The 14,756-nt window shown below is 75.1% G+C and carries 16 protein-coding genes; 5 read left to right on the forward strand and 11 right to left on the reverse strand.

What is annotated here, in order from left to right:
* Nucleotides 1–21: 21 nt before the first annotated feature.
* Entirely contained in the window at nt 22–897 is an 876-nt protein-coding gene (locus AB0L29_RS32595) for an alpha/beta hydrolase (protein ID WP_365832441.1), read from the reverse strand.
* A 234-nt stretch (nt 898–1,131) separates the two neighbouring features.
* Between AB0L29_RS32595 and AB0L29_RS32600 the strand changes: the two genes are divergently transcribed.
* The gene (locus AB0L29_RS32600) at nt 1,132–1,758 is read left to right on the forward strand and encodes a TetR/AcrR family transcriptional regulator (protein ID WP_365832443.1); all 627 of its coding nucleotides are present in this window, start codon (nt 1,132–1,134) and stop codon (nt 1,756–1,758) included.
* 35 nt (nt 1,759–1,793) lie between these two features.
* Here AB0L29_RS32600 and kynU read toward each other — a convergent pair whose 3' ends face one another.
* Complete coding sequence (gene kynU / locus AB0L29_RS32605; RefSeq protein WP_365832445.1) at nt 1,794–3,011, reverse strand: kynureninase; 1,218 nt, start codon at nt 3,009–3,011, stop codon at nt 1,794–1,796.
* Nucleotides 3,004–3,834, reverse strand: a complete 831-nt coding sequence (locus tag AB0L29_RS32610; RefSeq protein WP_365832447.1) for a tryptophan 2,3-dioxygenase family protein — start codon at nt 3,832–3,834, stop codon at nt 3,004–3,006. Before AB0L29_RS32610 ends, kynU begins: the two co-directional genes overlap by 8 nt.
* Before the next feature lie 386 nt (nt 3,835–4,220).
* On the opposite strand from AB0L29_RS32610, the gene AB0L29_RS32615 reads away from it, so the two are divergent.
* Together AB0L29_RS32615 and AB0L29_RS32620 are read left to right on the forward strand one after the other, a co-directional pair.
* Nucleotides 4,221–4,865: a ScbR family autoregulator-binding transcription factor gene (locus AB0L29_RS32615; protein WP_365832449.1), complete on the forward strand. Its 645-nt coding sequence runs from the start codon at nt 4,221–4,223 to the stop codon at nt 4,863–4,865.
* A 99-nt stretch (nt 4,866–4,964) separates the two neighbouring features.
* On the forward strand, nt 4,965–5,384 hold the full coding sequence (locus tag AB0L29_RS32620) for a DUF3151 domain-containing protein (RefSeq protein ID WP_365832451.1): 420 nt from the start codon (nt 4,965–4,967) through the stop codon (nt 5,382–5,384).
* A gap of 63 nt (nt 5,385–5,447) precedes the next feature.
* Here AB0L29_RS32620 and fbaA read toward each other — a convergent pair whose 3' ends face one another.
* The 7 genes from fbaA to AB0L29_RS32655 all read right to left on the reverse strand — a co-directional run bounded on the left by fbaA (nt 5,448) and on the right by AB0L29_RS32655 (nt 12,111).
* Nucleotides 5,448–6,470 carry a class II fructose-bisphosphate aldolase gene (gene fbaA / locus AB0L29_RS32625; RefSeq protein ID WP_365832453.1) on the reverse strand — a complete coding sequence of 341 codons (1,023 nt, stop codon included), beginning with the start codon at nt 6,468–6,470 and terminating at the stop codon, nt 5,448–5,450.
* A gap of 123 nt (nt 6,471–6,593) precedes the next feature.
* Nucleotides 6,594–7,142: an orotate phosphoribosyltransferase gene (gene pyrE, locus AB0L29_RS32630; RefSeq protein ID WP_365832455.1), complete on the reverse strand. Its 549-nt coding sequence runs from the start codon at nt 7,140–7,142 to the stop codon at nt 6,594–6,596.
* 10 nt (nt 7,143–7,152) lie between these two features.
* Nucleotides 7,153–7,950, reverse strand: a complete 798-nt coding sequence (locus AB0L29_RS32635; RefSeq protein ID WP_365832457.1) for an aldose 1-epimerase — start codon at nt 7,948–7,950, stop codon at nt 7,153–7,155.
* A gap of 48 nt (nt 7,951–7,998) precedes the next feature.
* Nucleotides 7,999–8,916, reverse strand: a complete 918-nt coding sequence (locus AB0L29_RS32640; protein WP_365832459.1) for an SRPBCC domain-containing protein — start codon at nt 8,914–8,916, stop codon at nt 7,999–8,001.
* A 265-nt stretch (nt 8,917–9,181) separates the two neighbouring features.
* Complete coding sequence (locus AB0L29_RS32645; protein WP_365832461.1) at nt 9,182–10,843, reverse strand: polyamine aminopropyltransferase; 1,662 nt, start codon at nt 10,841–10,843, stop codon at nt 9,182–9,184.
* A gap of 105 nt (nt 10,844–10,948) precedes the next feature.
* On the reverse strand, nt 10,949–11,467 hold the full coding sequence (locus AB0L29_RS32650; RefSeq protein WP_365832463.1) for a DUF2617 family protein: 519 nt from the start codon (nt 11,465–11,467) through the stop codon (nt 10,949–10,951).
* A gap of 377 nt (nt 11,468–11,844) precedes the next feature.
* Complete coding sequence (locus AB0L29_RS32655) at nt 11,845–12,111, reverse strand: hypothetical protein (protein ID WP_365832465.1); 267 nt, start codon at nt 12,109–12,111, stop codon at nt 11,845–11,847.
* A gap of 152 nt (nt 12,112–12,263) precedes the next feature.
* On the opposite strand from AB0L29_RS32655, the gene AB0L29_RS32660 reads away from it, so the two are divergent.
* Nucleotides 12,264–13,457 carry a pyridoxal phosphate-dependent aminotransferase gene (locus AB0L29_RS32660; protein WP_365832467.1) on the forward strand — a complete coding sequence of 398 codons (1,194 nt, stop codon included), beginning with the start codon at nt 12,264–12,266 and terminating at the stop codon, nt 13,455–13,457.
* Between the two features lie 112 nt (nt 13,458–13,569).
* Here the strand turns inward: AB0L29_RS32660 and AB0L29_RS32665 are convergent, their stop codons facing one another.
* The gene (locus tag AB0L29_RS32665; RefSeq protein ID WP_365832469.1) at nt 13,570–14,097 is read right to left on the reverse strand and encodes a YbjN domain-containing protein; all 528 of its coding nucleotides are present in this window, start codon (nt 14,095–14,097) and stop codon (nt 13,570–13,572) included.
* Between the two features lie 166 nt (nt 14,098–14,263).
* Here AB0L29_RS32665 and AB0L29_RS32670 point away from each other — a divergent pair, with 166 nt between their 5' ends.
* The gene (locus AB0L29_RS32670) at nt 14,264–14,740 is read left to right on the forward strand and encodes a hypothetical protein (protein WP_365832471.1); all 477 of its coding nucleotides are present in this window, start codon (nt 14,264–14,266) and stop codon (nt 14,738–14,740) included.
* The last annotated feature ends 16 nt before the right edge of the window (nt 14,741–14,756 follow it).

Below are 14,756 nucleotides of genomic sequence, written 5' to 3' on the forward strand. Positions count from 1 at the left end.
CCGGGCGGTCCCGCGGGGCGGTCACCAGGCGAGCTGGGCGATCTCCTCCGCCACCACCGCGCACGCGTCCGCCGCCGGATCGATGAGCGGGAAGTGGCCGACGTCCTCCAGCAGCGTCAGCCCCACCACCTCGCCGGCCCGCGCCGCCGCGTCCGCGTACGCCTCGGCCACCGCCTGCGGGACGTCGAGGTCGGCGCGGCCCTGGACGAGCGTGGTCGCGATGCCGGTGGGCAGCAGGAGCGCCGGGTCGGCGTACGGCCGCCGCTCGGCGAAGTCCTCCCGCCCGCCGAGGAGCTGGCGTACGGCGCCCGCGCACACGTCCAGCCGGCCGGCGACCTGGAAGTCGGCGATCGGGGCGAGGGCGACCACGCCGCGCAGGGGCGCCGGGCGGTCGGTGCGCCAGGGGGCGTCGGCGGGCAGGACGTGCCGGGCGGCGGCCCACAGCGCCAGCTGGCCCCCGGCGGAGTGGCCGGTGACCACCATGCGGCGCGGGTCGGCCTGCGGCAGCGCCTCCCGGGCGAGCGCGGGCAGGGCGTCCAGCGCGGCGGCGACGTCGTCGAAGGTGTCGGGCCAGCGGCCGGCGACCGGGCCGCCCGCCCCGGCCCCCTCGGTGCCGCGCCGGTACTCGACGCTGGCCACCGCGAAGCCCCGGCGGGCCAGGAAGTCCGCGAACGGGCTGATGTGCCGGCGGTCGTAGGGAGCGCGCCAGGCGCCGCCGTGCAGGACCACGACCAGCGGAACCGGGCCGCCCGGCCCGGCCGTCCGGCGCGGGGCGTGGAAGTCGATCACCTGGTCGGGGTGGCCGCCGTAGGACGCGGTGGCGTCGGGGGCGACGGGCGGATGCGAGAAGAGCGACTTCTCCTCGGCGGCCCGGGCTGCTGCGACGTCGTCCGTCATGCTCCAACCTCTCAGCAATGATCAGAAATGACCAACAATGACCAGCAAGGATCGGCAAGGAAACGTGTGCGGCGGGCCAGGCGGCCGTGCGGCCGCTGGCGGGGACGGTACCAGGCCGGTGACGTGCACGGACACGGGGTCGTCACGCTCGGTGAGGGACAAACGGTTCTGTTGTTCCGTTACGCTGGCGTCCTGTCCGGCGTGCGAGTCCGTACGTTCCCCGAGGAGGCCGCCATGCCCGCCGAACCCGGCACCCAGCGCCCCGGAGGGCGCACCGCGCGGGTCCGTGCGGCCGTGCTGCGGGCCGCCGGGGACGTGCTGGCCGAACAGGGCTTCGCCCACCTCGACCTCGCCGACGTCGCCCGGCGGGCCGAGGTCGGCAGGACGACCGTGTACCGGCGCTGGGGCTCGGCGGCGGGCCTGGTGGCCGACCTGCTCCAGGACATGGCCGAGCAGTCGCTGCCCCGCACGCGGACCGGCTCCGTCCTCGGCGACCTGCGCGCCAACGCCTCCCTGGTGCAGCGCACCCTCGCCGACCCGCGCCAGGGCGCCCTGTTCCGCGCGGTCATCGCGGCGGCGGCCTGCGACGAGCGGACGGCCCGGGCCCTGCGGCGGTTCTACGACGTCCGGATCGCCGAGTGGGCCCCCTGCGTGGAACAGGGCGTGGCCCGCGGCGAGCTGCCGCGGGGGACCGACGCGGCGGCGGTCGTGCGGGCCGTGTCGGCTCCCCTGTACTACCTCCTGCTGACCACCGGGACGCCCCCGGACCCGGCCGCCGCCGACCTGGCGGCGCGCGCGGCGTTCGCCGCGGCGGCGGCCGGGGCGTACGTCACCGCGCGGGACGCCCGGCAGGACGGCTGAGCCCCGGGGCGCCCGGCCCCGGAGGCCCCCCGGGCTCACCCCAGGATCTCCCCCAGCACCCGCGCCGCCCGCTCGACGTCGGCGAAACCCACGTACAGCGGGGTGAAGCCGAAGCGCAGCACGTCGGGCGCCCGGAAGTCGCCGACCACACCCCGCTCGACCAGCCGCCTCATCACGTCGCCGGCGTCGTCGCAGCGCAACGCCACCTGGCTGCCCCGCTCGGCGTGCGCCGACGGCGTCAGGCACTCGACCCTGCCCTCGGGGACGTGGTGCGCCACGCACTCCAGGAAGAAGTCCGTCAGCGCCAGCGACTTGGCCCGCACCGCCTCGACGGACACGCCCTCCCACACCTCCAGGGCCGCCTCCAGGGCGAGCATGGAGAGGATGTCGGGCGTGCCGACCCGGCCGCGCAGGGCACCGGGGGCCGGTGCGTAGTCGGGGCGCATGCCGAAGGGCTCCGCGTGGGAGTTCCAGCCGGGCAGCGGGGAGTCGAAGCGGTCCTGCAGGGCGCGGCGCACGTACAGGTACGCCGGTGAACCCGGGCCGCCGTTGAGGTACTTGTACGTGCAGCCGACCGCGAGGTCGACGCCGTGCTCGTCCAGGCCCACCGGCAGCGCGCCCGCGCTGTGGCACAGGTCCCACACGACGCAGGCGCCCGCCGCGTGCACGGCCGCCGTCAGCGACGGCAGGTCGTGCAGCCGGCCCGTGCGGTAGTCGACGTGGTTGAGGAGGACGGCGGCGGTGCGCTCGCCCAGGACGCCCGGCACCTGGTCCGGGGCCGCCGGCCGCAGCGTGCAGCCGGTCAGCCGCGCCACCGACCCGGCGATGTAGCCGTCCGTGGGGAAGGTCGTCGCGTCGACCACGATCTCGTCGCGGTCCCGCCCGGCGAGCCGCGCCAGCCGCACCGCCCCCACCAGCGCCTTGAAGACGTTGACGCTGGTGGAGTCGCCGACGACGATCTGGCCGGCCGCCGCCCCGACCAGCGGGGCGATCCGGTCGCCGATCCGCTCCGGCGCCGTCCACCAGCCGCTCTCCTCCCAGGACCGGATGCGCAGCTCGCCCCACTGGCGGCGCACGACGTCCGCGACGCGGTCGGGGACGGCGGCCGGGAGGGCGCCCAGCGAGTTGCCGTCCAGGTAGACCCCGGCGCCGCCGGACGCCGTGTCGAGCACGAACTCGGCGCGCTTGTGGGCCAGTTCGTCGGCCGCATCCAGCTTCTCGGCCTTGGTCACGAGTTCGGTGGGTTCAGACATACGACCGCGCCGTCCACAGCTCGGGGAACACGTTCTTCTGCGCCCGCTTCTCCAGCCAGGCCACCCCGGCGGAGCCGCCCGTGCCGGCCTTGGCGCCCATCGCGCGGCGGGTGGCGACCAGGTGGTCGTTGCGCCAGCGCCACACCAGCTCGGCGACATCGGTCAGCGCCTCGCCCAGCCGGGTCAGTTCGGCGTTCTGGTCGCCCCGGTAGACGGCCGCCCAGGCCTCCTCCACCTCCGACGACGGCTCGTACCGCCGCGACACGTCGCGCCGCAGCACGGCCTCGGGGATCGCGTACCCGCGCCGCGCGAGCAGCCGCAGCACCTCGTCGTACAGGCTCGGCTCGTGCAGCGCCTTCTCCAGTTCGGCGTGCACGCGCGGCGCGCCCCGGTGCGGGACGAGCATGGACGCGGACTTCTCGCCGAGCAGGAACTCCAGGCGGCGGTACATCGCCGACTGGAATCCGGAGCCCTCGCCGAGGGCGGAGCGGTACGAGTTGAACTGGGCCGGGGTGAGCTGGCCCAGCGGCTTCCAGGAGGCGTTCAGCGCCTCCAGCTCCCGTACGGACCTCTTCAGCGCGGCGGTCGCGGTCGGTACGTCGTCGCCGCGCAGCGCCTGTGCCGCCGTCTCCCACTCGTGGACGATGACGGTGAACCACAGCTCCATCACCTGGGTGGTGACCAGGAAGACCATCTCCCCGGGATCGTCGGAGAGGGGCTGCTGGAGGTGGGTGAGCACGTCCGCCTTGACGTAGTCCTCGTACGGCGTCGTTCCCTCGAAATCGAGATGCGGGGTCTCCGGCTCGTGAGCCTCGTGGGACATCGCTGTCTCCTGTTGTGCACTCCGGGTAGCGGTCCGCCCTGCCGTTACCGGCACGGGGCCCCGGTCCCCACCGGCATCCTCGGTGATCGGCTGCCGGTCCGGCAAGGCGGGTCCCGGCAACGTTCCGCCGCGGACGCCGCCCCGTCCGCCGTGAGCTGCGGCGGGCGCGTCCGCGGCGACCGCCGCGTGCGGCACGGCGCCGGCCGCCGGCCGGGTGACGCGCGCCCGGGAGATCCGCGGTCCCGCCGGCGAAGTCCCGCCGGCGCAGAAAATATACCTTCGGGAAGGTATATTGCGGTGCGGAGATCTGCGATCCTCGGGAAGGCGGCCGAAGGGCCCGGACCGCCCCACGACGTGCGCACCACCTCAGGGGAGCGAACACCGCCATGACCACCGCGCCGACCCACGCCCACGACACCAGGCCGCGGCGGCCCAAGCAGGAACGGGCCGTGCGCACGCGCGAGAAGGTGCTCGACACCGCCGCCCGGCTGTTCGCCGAGCGCGGCTACACCGCCACCTCGGTCGTCGACGTCGCCGAACAGGTCGGCATGACCAAGGGCGCGGTGTACTTCCACTTCAGGAACAAGGAGGCGATGGCCGTCGCCGTCGTCGAGAACGACCACCGGTTCTGGCCGGACCTCCTCGCCGAGGTCCGCGCCGAGGGGCTCGACGCCCGGGAGACCGTCCTGCGGTTCCTGGACCGCGCCGCCGAGGCCTTCCGCAGCGATCCCGTGGTGCAGGCGGCCACCCGGCTCCGCTCGGAGCGCTCCCTCATCGGCACGGCGCTGCCGGAGCCCTACGTCGGCTGGATCGAGCTGCTCACCGGGCTCTTCGAGGAGGCCGGGAGGGCGGGCCGGCTCAAGGAGGGCCTGACGCCGCGGGCCGCCGCGCACGTCGTGGTCGCCTCCTTCCACGGCGTGCAGCACGTCTCCGACGTCCTGCACCGGCGGACCGACCTCATGGACCGCTGGCAGGAGCTGCGCGACATCACCCTGGAGGCGATCCTGCCGCGCCCGCGCGAGGGGAGGTAGGCGTCCCGCCCGGGGCGGCGGCCGCACGGCGGCGGACCGGGTGCGGGTGCGGCCCGGCACCCGCGCACCCGGCCGGGCGACGGGTGGCAGACTTCCCCCATGACGACGCACAAGAACCTGCTCGGTGGCCCCGACCCGACCCTCCTGCCCGCGAACGAGGAGGCGGACCGGCTGCTGGCCGAGGAGTCCCTGCCGCCCGCCGACGTCGCCGCCCGGTTCCCGACGTTCTCCCTGGCCTGGGCCCTGCTCGCCGACGAGGCCCACGCGGCGGGCCGGGTGATCGAGTCCTACGCGTACGCCCGCACCGGTTACCACCGCGGTCTCGACGCGCTGCGGCGCAGCGGCTGGAAGGGGCACGGGCCGGTGCCGTGGAGCCACGAGCCCAACCGCGGTTTCCTGCGCTGCCTGGCCGCCCTCGCGCGCGCGGCCGAGGCGATCGGCGAGAAGGACGAGGCGGAGCGCTGCCGGCAGTTCCTCCAGGACAGCGACCCCGAGGCGTACGCCGCCCTGCGGGCCTGACGGGCGGTCCCGGACAGCCGGAACGGGGTGCCGGAGGGCCGGCACCCCGTCCACGGGTTCCGCTTACTTGATCTTCGTGCCGGTCGAGCGCAGGTGCTGGCAGGCCTCGACGACGCGCTTGGCCATCGACGCCTCGGCCAGCTTGCCCCAGGTGCGCGGGTCGTAGGTCTTCTTGGAGCCGACCTCGCCGTCGACCTTCAGGACGCCGTCGTAGTTCCTGAACATGTGGTCGGCGATCGGGCGCGTGAAGGCGTACTGCGTGTCCGTGTCGATGTTCATCTTCACGACGCCGTTCTCCAGCGCGGTGCGGATCTCCTCCTCGGAGGAGCCGGAGCCGCCGTGGAAGACGAAGTCGAACGGCGACTGCTTGCCGAAGCGCTCGGCGACGCCCTCGTTCAGCTCCTTGAGCAGCTCGGGACGGAGCACCACGTTGCCCGGCTTGTACACGCCGTGCACGTTGCCGAAGGACGCGGCGAGCAGGTAGCGGCCCTTCTCGCCCAGGCCCAGGGCCTCGGCGGTGCGGATCGCGTCGTCGACCGTGGTGTACAGCGAGTCGTTGATCTCGTGGGAGACGCCGTCCTCCTCGCCGCCGGTCGGGGTGATCTCGACCTCGAGGATGATCTTCGCGGCGTGGGTGCGCTCCAGCAGCTCCTGGGCGATGGCCAGGTTGTCGGCCAGGGTCTCGGCGGAGCCGTCCCACATGTGGGACTGGAACAGCGGGTTCCGGCCGGCCTTGACGCGCTCCTCGGAGAGGGCCAGCAGCGGGCGCACGTACCCGTCGAGCTTGTCCTTGGGGCAGTGGTCCGTGTGCAGGGCGATGTTGACGTCGTACTTCTCGGCGACGATGTGCGCGAACTCGGCCAGGGCCACCGCACCGGTCACCATGTCCTTGTTGTGCTGGCCGCCCAGGAACTCGGCGCCACCCGTGGAGATCTGGACGATGCCGTCGCTCTCCGCCTCCGCGAAGCCGCGCAGGGCCGCGTGCAGGGTCTGGGTGGAGGTCACGTTGATGGCCGGGTAGGCGAACTTCCCTGCCTTCGCCCGGTCCAGCATCTCGTTGTAGACCTCGGGAGTTGCGATGGGCATCTGTCCGCTCCTTGTATCTGCGGTGGGAGTGCTGCGTACTTTTCGGCCCTGACCTAGAACCTTGGGTGCGACGTCATCGTCGGCCCCATCTTTCCAGACGGACGGGGAGGGGCCGAGGGGACCTCAGTCCAGGCCCAGCTCGTCCTTCGAGTACGCGAACAGGTACGGCACCCCCGCGCCCTCCCGGATCTTCTCCGCGGCCCCGGTCGCCCGGTCGACGATGGTCGCGACGGCCACGACCTCGGCGCCGGCCTCGCGCACGGCCTCCACGGCGGTGAGCGGGGAGCCGCCGGTGGTGGAGGTGTCCTCCACCACCAGGACCCGGCGGCCCGCGATGTCCGGTCCCTCGACGCGCCGCTGCAGCCCGTGCGCCTTGGCGGCCTTGCGCACGACGAAGGCGTCCAGCCTGCGGCCCCGCGTGGCGGCCGCGTGCAGCATGGCGGCGGCCACCGGGTCGGCGCCCATGGTCAGCCCGCCGACCGCGTCGAAGTCCAGTTCGGCGGTCAGGTCCAGGAGGACCTGACCGACCAGCGGGGCGGCCTCGCCGTCCAGGGTGATGCGGCGCAGGTCGACGTAGTAGTCGGCCTCCAGACCCGACGACAGGGTCACCTTGCCGTGCACCACGGCCTTGTCCTTGATCTGCTGCAGCAGCGCGCCGCGTACCTCGCTCATGGGGGTCAGCTTAGAGGCGCCGCCAGCGCCAGGTCGTGCTGGCCTCCAGCGGCTCCAGGGGCGTGACCAGGCGCGGGAGGGTGTTCAGCCCGTCGGGGGGCCCGGTCTGCGGTTCCACGCACACGGCCTCGGCCTGCTCGTCGTAGAGCACGACCCACTGCTCGGGGCTGGTCACCCTCAGCTCCAGCCGCCCCGGCCAGGTGAGGGTGACGTCGACGCCGCCGGGCATCCCGAAGCAGTCGTCCCAGGGACCGGGACCAGGGGCGATCCGGTTGCCGGTGGGCAGGTGGTCCTCGCCGCGCTCCTCCTGCCAGACGGGGTCGAAGTCGATGCGCACGTCCTGGGCGCCCTCCCCGCCCAGGTTCCGGTTGAACCACGGGTGCCAGCCGATCTGCGCCGGGAAGGAGGACGCGTACGTCTCCACGGACATGGTCAGCGTCAGGGCGTCCTCGGCGAGCGCGACCACCTGGGTGACGCGGCCCGGGTAGGGCCAGGGGGCGACGAGGTCGTAGGTGAGGACGGCTTCGTCCGCGCCGGTGCGGGCGGTGCGCCAGGCGCCGTCCCGGACGGTGCCGTGGATGGCGTGCGGGCCGGCGTTGCGCGGCATCTGGTGGACGGTGGCGCCGTCCCGGAAGCGGCCGTCGCGGATGCGCCCGCACCACGGGACCATCGGGAAGCACCCGAACCGCTCCCCCTGCCGGAGCAGTTCGACGCCGCCGAGCCGCAGCCCGCCCACCCGGCCGCCGTTGCCCGGCTGCACGGTCACCTCCGCGTCGCCCGCGGTCAGCGTGATGTCTTCGTTGCTCACGGGACGACCCTACTGGGGTGATCGGGAGGGCCCGCCCGCCGAGTTCCGTCAGCGGCGCCTGCGCAGGGCCCGCACCGCCACGACCGCCGAGGCCAGGGCCAGGGCCGCCGCGGGGGCCGCCCAGCGCAGGGGCGCCGGGGACGCGACGGTCTGGGGCGCGGGCACGGGGGCGTAGCGGCCGCGCGGCGGCGCGTGGTCGACCTCCTCGGCGCTGCGCCCGATCATCGTGCGCCGCGCGTGCGCCGCCTCGGCGACGGGAGCCGCGTCCCCGGAGTCCTCCCGACCGTCCCGATCGTCCTGATCTTCCTGGCCGTCCTGATCTCCCTGGCCGCCCTGGTCGTGCCGGCCGCCCCGGTCGTGCCGGTCCTCCGCGGAAGGGGGCGGCGCCGCGGTGCCGTCGGCGGGCGCGGGGACGGGGCTGTCGTCGGCGTCCGGTGTGGTGTCGAAGTCGTCGGTCGCCCGGGGCTCGAAGTCTCCCGCGGCCAGGTAGTCGTCCGGCTCGGGCTCGGACTCCGGCTCCTCCCCCGGTGCGGTGCCGGCGCCCCGCGCGGCGGCCCCCAGGTTTTCGGCGCAGCGGCTCAGCAGCCGGGCCACGGCCGTCCGCACCGCGTCCGCCGGGAGCTGCGCGATCCGCCCGTCCGCGGTGGCCGTGCCGTCGAACACCAGCGTCGTGCCGCCGTCCGCGTCCCGCAGGCGGACCCGCAGCGAGAGCCTGACCGTGCCGGTGCCGCGCGCCTCGGCCGCACCGCCCTCGACGGCGTACGCCCCGTCCCGCTGCCGCGACAGCCGCACGGAACCCCGGTAGGTGACGGAGTGGCCGCCGACCCGGACCTTCAGCCGCCCGGCGACCGGATCGGCCCCGGCGTCCTGCTGGAGCCCGGGAACCGCCCGGGCGACCCGCGCGGGATCGTCCAGCACCGCCCTGAGCCGCTCGGCCGCGACCGGAACGAACACCTCGTGCTCCATGTCAGCGAACCCTACCCAGCCGGTGGCCTCTCGCACCCCGGTCGGCACCGAAGTCACGGACCGCCCGGCGCCGCCGGCGCCGTCCGCGGCGCCGACGCGCCGGCCCCCGGGCCGACGCCTCCACCGGGGGCCGGGAACCGCGGGGAAGAGCGCGCCGCCGGACACGGCGCCCGGCCACCGCGCGCGGTGAGGGGCCGCCCGGCCGGGGCACCCGGCCGCCCCGCGGCGCGAGGGCCCGTCCGGTGGCAAAAGCCGGTGGCGGGGGTCAGCTCCGGTACCGGGGGTGCACCAGCGTCGACGGCGGCAGGCCCCGGACCCGGGTGCGGGAGGCGGCCCGGGCGCCCTCGGCGAGGGAGGCGTCGGTGAGCGTGCGCGGACGCGGCGCGTCCGGGGTGAGGCGCAGGCCGGGGGCCGAGCGGGCGGCCAGGACGAAACCCCGGTCCCGGACGGCGCCGAAGGCGCGGGCCGGGCCGCCGCCGGGCCCGGCGGCGTGACCGGCGCGGCGGCCGGCCACGCGGTACGGGGCGGTGCGGAACCCGGCCGCGCGCAGCGTCGACTCCACCGTCCAGAACACGCGGGGGCGGGCCGAGACCGGGCCGGCGTGCACCACGAGACGGCCGCCGGGCGCCAGCGCGCGCCGCGCCAGGCCGTAGAACTCCCGCGAGTACAGCTTCGTGCCCGCCGTGACGCCCGGATCGGGCAGGTCCGAGACCACGACGTCGTACGCCGCCCGCGGCGCGCCGCGCAGCCAGGCGAAGCAGTCCGCGGCCGTCACGCGCACGCGCGGGTCGTCGAGGGCGTGCCGGTTCAGCGCGGACAGCGCCGGGTCGCGGCGGGCCAGCCGCACCACGCCCGCGTCGGGGTCGACGACGTCGACCCGCTCCACACCCGGGTGGCGCAGCACCTCCCGGACGGCGAGGCCGTCGCCGCCGCCGAGGACGAGCACGCGGGCGTGCGGGCCGGTCATCGCGGGGTGGACGAGGGCTTCGTGGTGGCGGCGCCCGTCGCGGCCGCCGGTCCGCGGCCGGCCGTCGAGGAACAGTTCGAGGGGGCGGCCGTGCGCACCGCCGGTGAGCACCACTTCCTGCACGTCGGTGCGGAGGGCCACCCGGACGTCGTCGCCGTACACCGCGTGCCGGGCGGCCCGCTCGAAGTCGTCGACGAGGACCGCGGCCGAGGCGAGGACCGCCAGCACGCCGGCGCACGCGGCGGGCAGCAGCCGGCGGGCGCGGCGGGTCAGGTCCCGGTGGAACAGGCCGAGGACGAGCGCGCCGCCGGCGACGACGTTGACCGTGCCGGTGAGCAGCGCCCCGGTCAGCTGGCCGAGGAACGGCAGGAGGAGGAAGGAGAAGGCGAGACCGCCGACGAGGGCGCCGACGTAGTCCGCGGCGAACAGGTCGGCCACCGCGCCGCCCGCGTCCTGGCGGCGGACGCGCTGGATCAGCTCCATCAGCAGCGGGACCTCGGCGCCGATCAGCAGGCCGCAGGTGAGGGAGAGGGCGACCAGGAGGAGGCGGGAGCCGCCGGACCACCAGCCGCCCCAGTCGCCGGTCCAGGCGAACACGGCGTACAGGGCCATCGGGCCGCAGCCGCCGGTGAGGGCGAGCGCGGCCTCGACCGCGCCGAAACCGGCCGCCGCGTGCCGGCGCAGCCGCTTGGCGGCCAGGGAGCCGAGGCCCATCGCGAAGACCATGACGGACAGCACGACGGACGCCTCGGTGACCGAGTCCCCCGTCAAGGACGAGGCGAGGGCGACCAGTTGCAGTTCGTACACCAGCCCGCAGGCCGCGCAGACGAACACGCACGCGAGGACCAGGAACCTTCCCGTGCCCGGCCGGACGGGCAGCCGCGCCGGGGCGCCGGAGCCGCCGGGGCCGCCCCAGGACGGCGGGGAGCCGGGCGGGGCGGGCGCGTGCGGTTCGATCACGCTGCGACGGTACGTCACGCCCGCACTGCGCTTCGTCACCCACACGAGTGCTGTTTGTTTACACCTGCCCGGTTTCGGTGTGGGCAGGGGCCGCCGGCCGTGCGGTCACAGGGCCGCCGGCACCCGTACCCCCACCTTCGTGTACGTCGCCACCAGCTGCCCGTCCTGCGGGTAGGCGTGCCAGGTCCGCCAGCGCACCTGCCCGTCCCGCCGCTGGGCCAGCATGGCCGTGAAGGCGTGCGGGCTGCCGGGGAAGACACCGGCGAGGCCGTGGGGGTGCTCGGAGACCAGCGCCAGCAACTCCTGGGCGCGGCCCGCGAAGGAGCCCGGCGAGAGCGCCTCGACCCGGGCCGAGAACTCGTACTCCCAGGCACCGATCCGCTCGGCGACGCCCAGCGGCAGGGGCGTGCTGCTGCCCGAGATGCACGCCACCGTCTCCGAGCAGCTGCCTCCCTCCTCCTCCAGGAGGACCTGGTGGGACGCGCCGAGGAGCCGCAACTGCAGCTTCGCGCCGGCCAGTTCGAGGTCGAGCGTGGCCAGGGCGGGAAGCGGCTCGCGCCCCAGGGCCCAGGCGAGATCGGCCGCCCGCGTGTCGGTGTAGGCGGTGTTCAGGGTCGTGAGCATGGATCGGCTCCGCAAGCACACATGGAGAGGGAGGTGTGGGTCCTGCGTACCCCGGTCGCGTCGGGGATGCGGCCCGGTCAGCCCGGCCGGCCGGACAGAAGGTGTCCGAGGGACGTCCGAGGGGCTGCGTCGGCGCTCTAGAGGGAATCACGGACCGTGGAGCCACCACAGCGTTTTTACCTAACTTCGGAGGATTTCCATCCCTCAGGGGGCTCTACAGCTCACCTGTTCAACCTCGGCGTGCGCCGGACCGGCCGGGAGGTGCGCCGGAGCGCGGCCGCGCGAGGAACGCGCGCGGAACGGGACGCGGGGTCCGCCCCAGGTGCGGACCCCGCTCGGTGTGTGCGGCCCCCCTCCCGGAGGCCTGCCGCCCCGTGTCAGCTGCCTCCGCCGCACCCGCCGCCACCGCCGCCTCCGCAGGACGACCCGCCTCCGCAGGACGAGCCGCCGCCGGAGTGGCCCCCGCCGTCCCCCGAGGAGCCGGCGAACCCGCCGGCGGCCCACCAGCTGCTGTCGCCGCCGCCGTGCGAGCCGGAGGCGATCCGGCCGCGCCCCGGCCGCGTGCGTCCGCCCCTGCGGGCGAGCGACACCAGCGCCGCGACGAACAGCACGGCGATCACTGCCAGGATGATGCCGATGACCATGGCGCCACCCTCCTTCCGTTCCGCCGGGGAGGTCCCCGGTCGTTCCCCCGAAGCGGCCCCCCGTGGGCGCCTCGCTCGTTGCGTGACCGGGAGATGCCCGGCGCCGCCGCGGCCCAAAGCAGAGTTGAGGAAGTCCAGAGCTTCGGCGCAGGATGGCCGGCATGACCTCCAGCGCGCGCCCCCTCCTGAACCGCCGGCTCGCCGAGTTCGGGACGACGATCTTCGCCGAGATGTCCGCCCTCGCCCTGCGGACCGGCTCCATCAACCTGGGCCAGGGCTTCCCCGACACCGACGGGCCGCAGGAGATCAGGGAGGCGGCCGTGCGGGCCCTGCGCGACGGCCGCGGCAACCAGTACCCGCCGGGGCCGGGCGTCCCGGAGCTGCGCACCGCGGTCGCCGCCCACCAGCAGCGGCGCTACGGCCTGGCGTACGACCCCGACACGGAGGTCCTCGTCACGGCCGGCGCCACCGAGGCCATCGCCGCCGCCCTGCTGGCCCTGCTGGAGCCGGGCGACGAGGTGATCGCCCTCGAGCCGTACTACGACTCGTACGCGGCGTGCATCGCGATGGCCGGCGGCAGGCGCGTGCCGGTCACCCTGCGCCCGTCCGGGGGACGCTTCCGCCTGGACCTCGACGAGCTGCGCGACGCCGTCACCGACCGCACCCGGCTGCTGCTGGTCAACACCCCGCACAACCCGACGGGCACCGTCCTCACCCGCGAGGAGCTGGCCGCGATCGCCGGGCTGGCCGTGGAGCGGGACCTGCTGGTGGTGACGGACGAGGTGTACGAGCACCTGGTCTTCGACGGGGCCGAGCACCTGCCCCTGGCGTCCTTCCCGGGCATGCGCGAGCGCACGGTGACGATCGGCTCGGCGGGGAAGACGTTCTCCTTCACCGGCTGGAAGGTGGGCTGGGTGACGGGGGCCCCGGGCCCGGTCGCGGCGGTCCGCTCGGCGAAGCAGTTCCTCACGTACGTCTCGTCCGGCCCCTTCCAGTACGCGGTGGCCGAGGCCCTGGCCCTGCCCGACGCGTACTTCGAGGCCTTCCGCGCGGACCTGCGGGCCAAGCGGGACCTGCTGGCGGCGGGTCTGGAGGAGGCGGGCTTCACGGTGTTCCGCCCGGCGGGCACGTACTTCGTCACCGCCGACATCCGCCCCCTGGGCGAGACGGACGGCGTCGCCTTCTGCCGCTCCCTGCCGGAGCGGGCCGCGGTGGTCGCCATCCCCAACGCGGTGTTCTACGACCACCGGGAGGAGGGCGCGCCGTTCGTGCGGTTCGCGTTCTGCAAGCGGACGGACGTGCTGGAGGAGGCGGTGCGGCGGCTGAAGGGCCTCGCGGGCGCCTGAGGGCCCGGTCCGGCGCGCGGCCGTGGTGGCCGGCGCCGGGCCGGGCTGCGCCGTGCGTGCGGCGCGTACCCGGCCGTGCGCGCCGCACACCGCCGTGGGGGCCGGTGCGGCCCTACTCGTCGTCCTCGGGCTTGTCCGCCTCGTTGATCTCCTGCTCCAGGCCGAGCTGCTCGACGAGCCACTTGTCGAACTCGATGGCGGCCCGCACCCAGCTGACCGTCGAGGAGACGAAGTGCTCCAGGCTCACGCCCATGCCGATCAGCATCTGGGCCTCGCCGATCAGGCGGACGGTGCCGTCGTCGTGGGTGTGGGTGTAGACCTTGGGCCACAGGGTGCGCCGGTTCCAGTCGTCGACGGACTCCAGCAGCTGCGGCTTCTCGTCGATCTGGTGCGGCCGGTCGTAGAACGTACGCACCGAGAAGACCTGCTGGTCGCCCTCGCCGCGGAACATGAAGTAGGTGCGGAACTGCTCCCACGGCGCCGCGAGGTCACCCTCGTCGTCGACGACGTACTTGAGCTCCATCTGGTCGAGGAGCTGCTTCACGAGGTCCTGATCCGGGACGACGGGGCCCGCCGGTCCTTGGGGCTGCGGCTCGGGCTGGCCCCCGAAGTTCGGAATCGAGGACGGGTCGATGCTCACCGTGATTTTCCCTTCGTACGGATCCCGCCATCCTCCCCCATGCGGGGAGGGGGGTGGCAAGCCCCGACGGGCCCTGTCAGCCCTCGGCTGACACGATCCGGTCACCGCGCAACCTCCACCGGCGCGGCACCGTCCTCCCGAGCGGCGGACGAAGGGGGCGGTGGTCATGGCGGCACCGGGGCGAGGCCGTACGAGGCGGGAGCTGATCCCGCCGGTCCTGGCGGTGCCCGTGGTCGTCCTCGGGGCCCTCGTCGCGGGCGTCGCCCTGCGGGCGTCCTCCGGCGGCGAGGACGACGCGCGTACGGGTGCGGCGGCGGTCCCGTGCGCCGAGGCCCTGGCCTTCGGGGCCGCCGAGCGCCCCGCGGGCGCGGACGCGCGCGACTGCACGGTCCAGCGCGGCATCGACACCTCCTACAGCGCGGTGCTGCGCATGCCCCGCGAGGACGTGCGCGGCTGGCTGCGCACGACCTATCCGGACGCCCCGGAGCCCCGCACGGGCGGCGGCGTCCGCGGGGCGCTCCGCCTGGAGGTGACCCACGAGAACGGGCTGCCCGGCACGGCCGAGGCGCACGTGGTGCAGGTGCGCGTGGAGAACGAGAACGCCGAGACGGCGCTGGTGCGCTTCTCGGCGTTCACGATGTGACGTCCGGTCCCACGGG

The organism is Streptomyces sp. NPDC052701 (genome assembly GCF_040678355.1).
In the GTDB taxonomy this organism is placed as follows: Bacteria; Actinomycetota; Actinomycetes; order Streptomycetales; family Streptomycetaceae; genus Streptomyces.

Coding starts and splice junctions, on each gene's coding strand:
- AB0L29_RS32650 (WP_365832463.1), bottom strand. CDS start 11,467: ATGCTCACGACCCTGAACACCGCCTACACCGACACGCGGGCGGCCGAT.
- fbaA (WP_365832453.1), bottom strand. CDS start 6,470: ATGCCCATCGCAACTCCCGAGGTCTACAACGAGATGCTGGACCGGGCG.
- pyrE (WP_365832455.1), bottom strand. CDS start 7,142: ATGAGCGAGGTACGCGGCGCGCTGCTGCAGCAGATCAAGGACAAGGCC.
- AB0L29_RS32620 (WP_365832451.1), top strand. CDS start 4,965: ATGACGACGCACAAGAACCTGCTCGGTGGCCCCGACCCGACCCTCCTG.
- AB0L29_RS32615 (WP_365832449.1), top strand. CDS start 4,221: ATGACCACCGCGCCGACCCACGCCCACGACACCAGGCCGCGGCGGCCC.
- AB0L29_RS32600 (WP_365832443.1), top strand. CDS start 1,132: ATGCCCGCCGAACCCGGCACCCAGCGCCCCGGAGGGCGCACCGCGCGG.
- AB0L29_RS32610 (WP_365832447.1), bottom strand. CDS start 3,834: ATGTCCCACGAGGCTCACGAGCCGGAGACCCCGCATCTCGATTTCGAG.
- AB0L29_RS32595 (WP_365832441.1), bottom strand. CDS start 897: ATGACGGACGACGTCGCAGCAGCCCGGGCCGCCGAGGAGAAGTCGCTC.
- AB0L29_RS32655 (WP_365832465.1), bottom strand. CDS start 12,111: ATGGTCATCGGCATCATCCTGGCAGTGATCGCCGTGCTGTTCGTCGCG.
- AB0L29_RS32670 (WP_365832471.1), top strand. CDS start 14,264: ATGGCGGCACCGGGGCGAGGCCGTACGAGGCGGGAGCTGATCCCGCCG.
- kynU (WP_365832445.1), bottom strand. CDS start 3,011: ATGTCTGAACCCACCGAACTCGTGACCAAGGCCGAGAAGCTGGATGCG.
- AB0L29_RS32660 (WP_365832467.1), top strand. CDS start 12,264: ATGGCCGGCATGACCTCCAGCGCGCGCCCCCTCCTGAACCGCCGGCTC.
- AB0L29_RS32640 (WP_365832459.1), bottom strand. CDS start 8,916: ATGGAGCACGAGGTGTTCGTTCCGGTCGCGGCCGAGCGGCTCAGGGCG.